The sequence below is a fragment of the Rudaea sp. 3F27F6 genome, assembly GCF_005503555.1.
Taxonomy (GTDB): domain Bacteria; phylum Pseudomonadota; class Gammaproteobacteria; order Xanthomonadales; family Rhodanobacteraceae; genus Rudaea.
Map to the genome: position 1 here is coordinate 1 of NZ_SCNG01000014.1, position 2,181 is coordinate 2,181.

Consider the following 2,181-nt stretch of genomic DNA (forward strand, 5'->3'; position numbering starts at 1 on the left):
GGTCGTGCCGACCTTGTCGTTACCGAGCACGCTCGGCGTCGCTCCGCCCGCCACCGAGCCGATCGTCGTCGGACCGTCGTCGAGCGCATCGATCACCTGCGCCACCATCGGCGGTGCCGTCGATCCGGCCGGATCGCTCGGGCTCGTCGCACTGCCGCCGAAGCTCACACTCGTCGCCGTCGTGTCGCCACCGCCCGCCGTGCCCGGCGACGTGTAGTCGTACGTACACACGATGCTCTCGCCCGCCGGCAGCGACGCCACCGGCAAGGTCACCGCCGCGCCGTTCACCGTGCACGTCGGCGTACCCAGGCTGCCTGCCGGCGTATCGCCGGTGGCGTTCGGCGTCGCACTCGCCGCACAGCTCACGTTCAACGCCGGATTCGTCGTGCCGCTGTTCTTGCACGTCACCACCACCGGCACGTTCGTCTCGCCCGGGGCGATCACGCTCGGTGCCGTCACGCCCGTCGTCAGCATCGTCGTCGTGTCGTTCACCGTCACCGTCGCCGTCGCCGTGTCGCACGCCGCCGGCGTCGTCGCCGGGTTCGCGCAGATCTGGTACGGATAGGTGTACGTACCCGGCGTCGTGTTCGGCGCCACCGTGATCGTGCCGTCCGCGTTCATTGTCAGGCTGCCCGACGTCGGCGTCGGCGCCGTTCCTGGCGTCAGCGTCACGTTCGCACTGCCGCTCGTCACGCTCGCTGCGGTCGTGCCGACCGTGTCGTTACCGAGCACGCTCGGCGTCGCACCGCCCGCTACTGAACCGACCGGGCCGAACGTGTCGTTCACCGCGTCGATGATCGGCGGATTGACCGGCGTCGCGATCGCGCTCGGCGCACTGCCCGTGCTCGAACTCGCCGTACCGCCGACGTTGCCCGCCGTCGTCGTGTTCGTGCCGCCGCCCTGCGTATCCGGCGCCGTGTACGCGAACGTACACACCACACTCTGACCCACGCCCAGCGTCGTCGGCATCGTCACCGTCGTGCCGTTCACCGAGCAAGTCGCCGCGCCGACCGTGCCCGCACTGCTGCTCGGCACGCAGCTCACGCCCGTCGCCGGGTTCGCACCCGTGTTCGCACAAGTCAGCGTCACGTTCGGCACCACCACGCCCGGACCGAGCACCGTAGGCACGTTGCTCACCGTCGCACTCAGCGTCGTCGTCGTGTCGACAACCTTCACCGTCGCGGTCGCCGTTGCGCAGGCAGCCGGTGTGGTCGCAGGTTCGGCGCAGATTTGATACGGATAGCTGTACGTTCCCGGCGTCGTATTCGGCTGTACCGAAATCGTTCCATCCGGATTCATCGTCAGACCACCCGACGTGGTCGTCGGCGGAGTTCCCGGCGTCAAGACCACATTCGGACTGCCGCCTGTTGCGTTCGCCGTGGTCGAACCCACGGAGTCGTTGTCGAGCACCGACGGCGTTGTGCCGCCCGCCACCGAACCGACAGGACCGAAGGTGTCGTTCAACGCATCGATGATCGGCGTACCCACGCAATGCGCATCGTTCGCCGCGCAACTCGTCGGCGGATTCGTGCAAGCCGATCCGCTCGCCGTACAGCCGGACGGCGGCGTCGTGGTGTCGTCGGTGATCACGTTGACAATGTTCGTGCCCGCAGGCGGCGCGGCCGCCACAGTCAACGTCAAGGTCGCACTCTTCGTACCCGGCGTCGTGCCGCTCTCTGCCGGTACGCTGGCGATCGTGATCGTGCACAAGGCCGGCCCCGCGATCGCGCCCGTGCAATCGGTCGTCGCACCGCTCAAGGCGCCGGCGAATGTCGCCGTCGTGTTTGCCGGGATTTCTTCATAGAACGCCGCATCGCCCACGGTTTGCCCCGTGTTCGTTGCGGTCAATTGATAGGTGATCGTGCCGCCGGCCGTGACGGGTGCAGGCGTGCTCGCGCCTGCCGCCGATGGACTCGTCTGCGTTTTCGCGACCGTGATGTTCGCCGGCGTGTTGACCTGCGTCGTCGCACTGCCGCAACTCGTTGCCGGTGTGCAGCTCGCCCCCGGCGTCGGCGGCGTCGTGCCGCCGGTCGGATCGGTCGAGGCGTAGTTCGTGATGCTGCCGCTCGTCGTCGGTGCGGTCGTGTTGATCGTGAACGCCGCGGCACCGTTCGCCGCACCGGCGGCGAGTGCACTCGACAACGTCACCGTGCAGGTCAAGGTCTGACCCGAGGCCGTGCA

1 protein-coding gene is annotated in these 2,181 nt (G+C 68.3%); it reads right to left on the minus strand.

The window, feature by feature from the left end; all coding sequences use genetic code 11:
* The coding region (locus FFS30_RS24045) for a hypothetical protein (protein WP_212742577.1) at nucleotides 1–2,181 on the minus strand (2,181 nt) is incomplete at both ends.